The following is a 7,013-nucleotide window of genomic DNA, read 5'->3' as shown; positions in this document are numbered from 1 at the left end:
CTGGCTGACCGACATCCTGACCCAGTGCGCCTGGTCCGCCGCCCGGACCCGCGACACCTACCTCTCGGCCCAGTTCTGGCGACTGGCACGCCGGATCGGGAAGAAGAAGGCCGCGATCGCGGTCGCCCACTCCATCCTGGTCATCAGCTGGCACCTGCTGACCAACGACTGCGACTACCAAGACCTCGGCGGCGACTACTTCACCCGCCGCAACGCCGACCGCCAACGCGACCGCCTCATCGGCCAACTCCACAACCTCGGCTACCGCGTCACCCTGGAGCGACCCGCGTAGACCGGCTGCGGTTGATTCTCCTTACAGCCGCTGGGTATCGACGACGCGTTCGCCGCCACCCGCGCGGTGTGCGCCCGCGCCGCCGCACGCGGGCCCGAGATCGCGACCACCGCGTTCCTGCGCGCCGACCGCGGCGGCCGGGTCTTCCTGGACCCGACCCGGGCCGGCGGGGCCACCCTGGTCGCGGCCTACAGCCCCCGGGCACGGCCGGGCCTGCCGGTCTCGTTCCCCCTCGCCTGGGACGACCTCGACGCGGTGTCGCCGTCCGACTTCACGGTGACGACGGCGGCCCGGCTGCTCGGCGACACCGACCCCTGGCGGTCGCTGCGCCCACCGGCCGCGGCGCTGCCGGAGGTGCTCGTCGAGGAAGGCCGGGCCATCCCCGTCCCGCGGGTGCAGGCGATGCACGAGGGGAAGCGGCGCAAGCGGGCCCGCGAACGCCCGTGATCGGCATGTGGTGGTGGATCGGTGCCGGATCCGGCACCGATCCACCACCAGTGCCCGATCATCGTGCTCAGCCCGGGTGGCGGGCCCGGCTGGGCTGCACCCGCATCGGCTCGCCCGGCATCTTCGGGTACTCGGGCGGGTAGGGCATCTCCGCGACGCCCAGCTCGGCCTCGTCCTCGGCGTACCACTCCAGCGCGGTCGCGCAGCCGCCCCGGTGCTCGGCCATGTGCTCGTGCGGGTCGCCGTGCCGTTCCAGCAGGCCGGGGACCGTGCGCAGGGTGAACTCGGCCGGATCGACCTCCCCCACCGCGTCCCAGGTCAGCGGCATCGACACGGTCGCGTCCGGGAGCCCGCGCACCGACCACGCCGAGGCGATCGTCCGGTCCCGCGCCGCCTGGTTGAAGTCGAGGAAGACGCGCTCGCCGCGTTCCTCCTTCCACCAGTCCACGGTGGCCCGTTCCGGGATGCGACGGCACACCCGCCGGGCGATCGCGATCACCGCGTGCCGGACCTCGACGAAGTCCCACTCCGGCCGGACGGGCGCGAACACGTGCAGGCCGCGCCCGCCCGAGGTCTTCGGCCAGCCGGTCAGCCCGGCCTCCTCGAGCACCTCGCGCAGCACGGCCGCGACGGCGGCGGCGTCGGCGAAATCCGTCCCCGGCTGCGGGTCGAGGTCGATCCGCAGCTCGTCGGGGCGGTCGGTGTCGGCGCAGCGGACCGGCCACGGGTGGAAGTCGAGGGTGTTGAGGTTGGCCGCCCAGGCGATCGTCGCCGGCTCGGTGACCGCCACCGACTCGGCCGTACGGCCGCTGGGGAACGTCACCGTGCAGGTCCGTACCCAGTCCGGGGCGCCCTTCGGCACCCGCTTGACGAAGAACGGTTCCCCTTCCGCGCCGTCGTTGAACCGCTTGAGGTTGGTGGGCCGGTCCTGCAGGGCCCGCGTCATCGGCTCCGCGACGGCCAGGTAGTACTCGACCACCTCGCGCTTGGTGATCCCGAGCTTCGGGAACGCGACCTTGCCCGGGCTGGTCAGGCGGACCTCACGCGGGCCGTCCGGCCCGTCCACCTGCAGCATCACGACCTCGCGGCTCGCCACCCGACGAACCTACCGCTGCGCGCAACGGGTGCGGTCGTCCCGCGGGCGGAGCAGGTGCGCACCGCACGGCCGGGAACGGGTTAGCGTGGGTGCATGGGTCTGTTCAGCAAGGACACCGGCGCCGCGGCCGCCGAGCCGGCGCCGACGGTGCAGAAGAGCGACGAGGAGTGGCGGGCCCAGCTGAGCCCGGCCGAGTACCAGGTGCTCCGCCAGGCCGGGACCGAGCGCCCGTTCACCGGGGAGTACACCGACGAGAAGCGCACCGGGGTCTACCGCTGCCGGGCGTGTGCGGCGGAGCTGTTCCGCAGCGAGACGAAGTTCGAGTCGCACTGCGGGTGGCCGTCGTTCTTCACCCCGCTGGCCGGGGACGCGGTCATCGAGCGCACGGACTCCAGCCTCGGCATGACGCGCACCGAGGTGCTGTGCGCCAACTGCCACAGCCACCTGGGGCACGTGTTCGCCGGGGAGGGCTACGGGACCCCCACGGACCTGCGCTACTGCATCAACTCGATCTCGCTCACGCTCGAACCGGGCGACTGAGCGCCGGATGCACGCGTGGCCCCGCACCCCTGCTCGGCAGGGTTGCGGGGCCACGCGGACGCTCCGCCCGGGGACGGCGCCGGACGGCTCAGGGCAGCGACGAGACCAGGTCGCCGACCTGGACCCGCGGGCCGGTCCAGAACGGGATCTCCTCGCGGACGTGCCGGCGGGCCTCGGTGGCACGCAGGTGCCGCATGAGGTCGACGATGCGGTGCAGCTCGTCCGCCTCGAACGCGAGGATCCACTCGTAGTCACCCAGGGCGAACGCCGGCACCGTGTTGGCGCGGACGTCCGGGTAGTCCCGGGCCTCCTTGCCGTGGTCGGCGAGCATCTTGCGGCGCTCGTCGTCCGGCAGGAGGTACCAGTCGTAGGACCGGACGAACGGATACACGCACACGTACCCCTTGGGGTCCTCCCCCGCCATGAACGCCGGCACGTGGCTCTTGTTGAACTCCGCGGGCCGGTGCAGCGCGGTCTGGCTCCACACCGGCACGGACGCGCGGCCGAGCGCGGTGGTGCGGCGCAGGTCGGAGTAGGCGGCCTGCAGTGACTCGATCTCCGAGGAGTGCCACCAGATCATGTAGTCGGCGTCGTGCCGGACGCCGGCGAGGTCGTAGACACCACGGACGGTCACGTCCTTGTTCGCGAGCGAGTCCAGGTACTCGGTGGCCTGCCGGGCGGTCTCGGTACGGTCCTCGCCCAGCCGGCCGGGTTCGACGCGGAACACCGACCACATGGTGTAGCGGATGGTGTCGTTGATCGCTTTGACGTCCACGCGGGCCATGCCCCGATGCTACGCCGCCGGTCAGGGCACCCTCACCACGTGTCCGCCTCCTCGGCAACCCCGTTGACGACGGGCGCGCGGACTGGTCCCGTCCCGGTCGTGACCGCTGCGCACCACGCCCCCGCCCGCCGATGAGCACGCCCGCCGGCCTGCGGATCCTGCGCCGCCGGGCGCTCGCCCGCGCCCCGATCGCCCTCTACCGGGCCGGGCTCGGCGTCCTGCTCGGCCACCGGATGCTCCTGCTCGAGCACATCGGGCGCCGCAGCGGCGAGCGGCGCCGCGCCGTCCTCGAGGTCACCGACCGCCCCGCGCCCGGGCACTACGTCGTCGTGTCCGGCTTCGGCGAGCGGGCGCAGTGGTTCCGCAACGTCGTCGCCGAGCCGCGGGTACGCGTCTCGGTCGGGCGCCGGCGTGCCGTGCCGGCGACCGCGCACCGGCTCCCACCGGAGCGGGCCGCGGCGCTGCTCGCCGGGTACCCGCGCCGGCACCCACGGGCCTGGGCCCGGCTGGAGCCGACCATCCGGGCCGCGTGCGGGCTCGGGCCCACCGAGCCCCTCGCCCCACACGTCCCGGTCGTCGAGCTGGTGCTGGACCGCCCGTAGACCGGCGCGTGGCTCGCGCCCGAGGGCGGAAACGCGCTGATCGACAAGCCCGGTGCCCCTGAGCTGCACGACTCCGCCCTCGGCAGGGCGCAAGCGTGCTGATCGACAGGCGCAGCGCCGGTGAGCTGCACGCCACGCCCTGGGCAAGGCGCGAGCGCGCTGATCAACAGGTCTGCGGCCGGCGACATGCACGATTCCGCACTGGGCGGGGCACGAGTGTGCTGATCAACTCGGTCGCGGCCTCGAGGCGCACGGAACCGCCCCGAGGAGGGCGACACTGTGCTGATCGGCAGGCGCACTGCCCGCGAGGCGCGCGGAACTGCCCCGGGCAGGGCGGGAGCGTGCTGATCGAGCGGCGCCCCACCCGTGACATGCACGGAAGCGCCCCGGGCGGGGCGCGAGCGTGCTGATCGACAGGCTTGCGGCCGGCGAGATGCACGACACCGCCACGGGCAGGGCGCCAGCGTGCTGATCAAATCGGCCACGGCCTCGAGGTGCACGGAACCGCCCCGAGGACGGCGGCACCGTGCTGATCGACAAACGCACTGCCCGCGAGGCGCGGGGAACTGCCCCGCGCGAGGGAGGCGCGGGCGTGCTGATCGCAGGGGCCCCGTGGCCGCCCCTGCGCCCGGGAGCGGCGGGCAGGGCGCGCGCGGCGTGACGAGAGCCGGGCTCAGCCGGTCGGCGCGAGTGCCGACACGAGCCGCTCGGCCGCGGCGCGGGCGGTGCCGACGCAGGCCGGGACCCCGACACCGTGCAGCATCGCCCCGGCGACGGCGAGGCCCGGCTGCGACGCGACCGCATCCTCGAGCGCCGCGACGAGGCGGCCGTGACCGACGCCGTACTGCGGCAACCCGCCACCCCAGCGCCGCACGTGCACCGCGACGGGCTCGGCCTCGATCCCGTCGAGGACGCGCAGGTCCGCCCGCGTGCGGGCGACCAGCTCGGCGTCGTCGATCTGCAGGCTCGCCTCCTCACCGAAGCGGCCGATGGAGGCACGGATCCGGACCAGGCCGTCCTGCCCGAGGTGCGCCCACTTCGTCGAGGCGTGCGTCACGCCCTTGACCGACAGCGGCTCGTCGGCGGCGACCAGGCAGCCACTCGTGCCCGGCATCCCGGCGACATCGGCGGCCCGGTAGGCGAGCCCGACCACCGCCGAGGACGCCAGCTCGACCCGGCCCGCGGCGGCGGCCCCCGCGGGGACGGCCGGCTCCAGCAACCGGCGCAGCGCCGGCGCGGGGACGGCGAGCACGACCGCGTCGACGTCGAGGACCTCGTGGGCCGGGACCGGCCCCAGCACCAGCCGCCACCCGGCCGCGCGCCGCTGCAGCTCGCGCACCGGGGCCCCGGTGCGCACGGTCGCCGACGACGCCGCGACCAGCGCGCCGATCACGGCGCGGTAGCCGCCCCGGACCGCACCGAACACCGGACCCGGGGCGGCCGGCTGCGACGCGGCGGCGCCGCGGGCCGGCCCGGCGGCCAGGGTCCCGGCGCGCTGGCCGCTCGTCGTCATCCCCGCGGAGGCGGCCTCGGTCAGCGACGACGCACCCGCGTCCAGGGCGTCGGCGAGCGCGGGCACGGTGGCGCGCAGGCCCAGGGTGTCGACCCGGCCCGCGTACACCCCGCCCAGCAGCGGGTCGGCGATCCGGTCGACCACCTCGGGCCCGAAGCGCTCGCGCAACATCCCGCCGAGCGCGGCGTCGCCACCCGGCTCCCAGCTCAGCGGCCGGTCGGGCTCGGCCGCCACCGACGCCAGACCGGCGTCGGAGAGCACCCCGTCCAGCTCGGCGTCACGTCCGGGGACGCCCATCAGCGTCCCGCGCGGCAGCCCGACCGTCCGGCCGCCGGCGCGGATCGTCGCCGTCGCACCGGTCGGGTGGGTCAGCGACGCCGACAGGCCGATCTCGTCGAGCAGGGCGGGCATCTCGGGCCGGCGGACCAGGAATGCCTCGGCGCCGACATCGAACGGTGCCCCGGCCAGGTCGACGGTCTGCAGCACCCCGCCGAGGTGCGGCCGCTGTTCGAGCACGGTGATCTCGGCGGAGTCACCGAGCAGGGTGCGCAGCCGGTGCGCCGCGGCCAGCCCGGAGATCCCGCCACCGACGACGGCGACGCGGCGGGCCGGCACGGTGCTGTGGTGGATGGTGCGCTCGCAGGGCCGGCTCAGGCGACCGGCTGGGCGTGGATCGTCTCGACGGTCCGGGTGATGACGTCCGCATCGGTCTGCGGCAGCACGCCGTGGCCGAGGTTGAACACGTGCCCCGGGCAGCGGGTGCCCTCGGCCGCGATCCGCACGACGTCGGCGTCGATCGCCTCCTGGCCGGCGAACAGCACGGCCGGGTCGAGGTTGCCCTGCACCGGCACCACTCCCCCGGAACGGGCCGACGCGACGTCCAGCGGGGTGCGCCAGTCGACGCCGATCACGTCCGCACCGGCCTCGGTCATCGCGCCGTAGAGCTCGGCGGTGCCCACCCCGAAGTGGATCCTCGGCAGCCCGGACCCGGCCAGCGCGCCCAGCACGGCGGTCGAGTGCGGCAGCACGAACTCGCGGTAGTCGCGCTCGGACAGCGCACCCGCCCAGGAGTCGAACAGCTGCACCGCGTCCACCCCGGCGGCGATCTGGCGCTGCAGGAAGGTGCCGGTGAGCCGGGCCAGCTTCGCCATCAGGGCGTGCCAGACCTCCGGCTGCGAGCGCATCAGCGCCTTGGTGACCTCGTGGTTGCGGCTGGGGCCGCCCTCGATCAGGTAGGACGCGAGGGTGAACGGCGCCCCGGCGAACCCGATCAGCGGGGTGCGGCCCAGCTCGGGCAGCAGCAGCCCGATCGCGTCGGCGACCGGGCCGGCCTGCTCGGGGTCGAGGTCGGGCAGCGCGTCGACGTCGGCGGCGGTGCGCACCGGGCGCTCCACCACGGGACCGGTGCCCGGGACGATGTCGACGCCGATACCGGCCAGGTACAGCGGCACGACGATGTCGGAGAACAGGATCGCCGCGTCCACCCCGTGCCGGCGCACCGGCTGCAGGGTGATCTCACACGTGAGGTCCGGGGTCAGGCAGGCCTCGAGCATGCCGTTGTCGGCCCGCAGCGCCCGGTACTCCGGCAGCGAGCGCCCAGCCTGGCGCATGAACCACACCGGCAGCCGGGACGGGCGACGCCCCCACGCGGCGTCGAGGAAGGGCGACCCGGCCAGGTCCCGGCGGGTCGGCGCACTGCTCGCGGAGGTGACGATGCCTGCACTCATGACCTGGTCATC

The 7,013-nt window shown here is 74.9% G+C and carries 6 protein-coding genes and 2 pseudogenes; 4 read left to right on the top strand and 4 right to left on the bottom strand.

All coding sequences use genetic code 11. The features are described 5' to 3' along the window. Positions 1-292 (top strand): annotated as a pseudogene (locus tag BM093_RS36150) (IS110 family transposase); the annotation flags it as partial. A gap of 39 nt (positions 293-331) precedes the next feature. Then, positions 332-739: pseudogene (ligD, locus tag BM093_RS24865) on the top strand (non-homologous end-joining DNA ligase LigD); the annotation flags it as partial. Positions 740-806: 67 nt separating this feature from the next. Here ligD (BM093_RS24865) and ligD (BM093_RS24860) read toward each other — a convergent pair. Beyond that, the gene (gene ligD / locus BM093_RS24860; RefSeq protein ID WP_093350417.1) at positions 807-1,835 is read right to left on the bottom strand and encodes a non-homologous end-joining DNA ligase; all 1,029 of its coding nucleotides are present in this window, start codon (positions 1,833-1,835) and stop codon (positions 807-809) included. A 93-nt stretch (positions 1,836-1,928) separates the two neighbouring features. Between ligD (BM093_RS24860) and msrB the strand changes: the two genes are divergently transcribed. Then, positions 1,929-2,375, top strand: a complete 447-nt coding sequence (msrB, locus tag BM093_RS24855; RefSeq protein ID WP_093350414.1) for a peptide-methionine (R)-S-oxide reductase MsrB — start codon at positions 1,929-1,931, stop codon at positions 2,373-2,375. Between the two features lie 88 nt (positions 2,376-2,463). On the opposite strand, the gene hemQ is transcribed toward msrB, so the two are convergent. Then, complete coding sequence (gene hemQ / locus BM093_RS24850; protein WP_093350411.1) at positions 2,464-3,159, bottom strand: hydrogen peroxide-dependent heme synthase; 696 nt, start codon at positions 3,157-3,159, stop codon at positions 2,464-2,466. A 131-nt stretch (positions 3,160-3,290) separates the two neighbouring features. Here hemQ and BM093_RS24845 point away from each other — a divergent pair, with 131 nt between their 5' ends. Next, positions 3,291-3,761 (top strand): nitroreductase family deazaflavin-dependent oxidoreductase, encoded by a 471-nt coding sequence (locus BM093_RS24845; RefSeq protein ID WP_093350407.1) that lies wholly within the window; start codon positions 3,291-3,293, stop codon positions 3,759-3,761. A gap of 673 nt (positions 3,762-4,434) precedes the next feature. Here the strand turns inward: BM093_RS24845 and hemG are convergent. Then, a complete protein-coding gene (gene hemG, locus BM093_RS24840) occupies positions 4,435-5,889 on the bottom strand; it encodes a protoporphyrinogen oxidase (RefSeq protein ID WP_093350404.1) in 1,455 nt (484 codons plus the stop codon). Positions 5,890-5,924: 35 nt separating this feature from the next. Further along, complete coding sequence (hemE, locus tag BM093_RS24835) at positions 5,925-7,001, bottom strand: uroporphyrinogen decarboxylase (protein ID WP_093350401.1); 1,077 nt, start codon at positions 6,999-7,001, stop codon at positions 5,925-5,927. Positions 7,002-7,013: the final 12 nt, after the last annotated feature.

The organism is Pseudonocardia ammonioxydans (assembly GCF_900115005.1).
Taxonomy (GTDB): domain Bacteria; phylum Actinomycetota; class Actinomycetes; order Mycobacteriales; family Pseudonocardiaceae; genus Pseudonocardia; species Pseudonocardia ammonioxydans.
Note: the sequence above shows the minus strand (reverse complement) of the source record. Positions and strands in the feature narration are given on the sequence as shown.

What these genes read in the sequence shown, in the direction of transcription:
- BM093_RS24845 (WP_093350407.1), top strand. Translation starts at nt 3,291, where the DNA reads ATGAGCACGCCCGCCGGCCTGCGGATCCTGCGCCGCCGGGCGCTCGCC.
- msrB (WP_093350414.1), top strand. Translation starts at nt 1,929, where the DNA reads ATGGGTCTGTTCAGCAAGGACACCGGCGCCGCGGCCGCCGAGCCGGCG.
- hemE (WP_093350401.1), bottom strand. Translation starts at nt 7,001, where the DNA reads ATGAGTGCAGGCATCGTCACCTCCGCGAGCAGTGCGCCGACCCGCCGG.
- hemQ (WP_093350411.1), bottom strand. Translation starts at nt 3,159, where the DNA reads ATGGCCCGCGTGGACGTCAAAGCGATCAACGACACCATCCGCTACACC.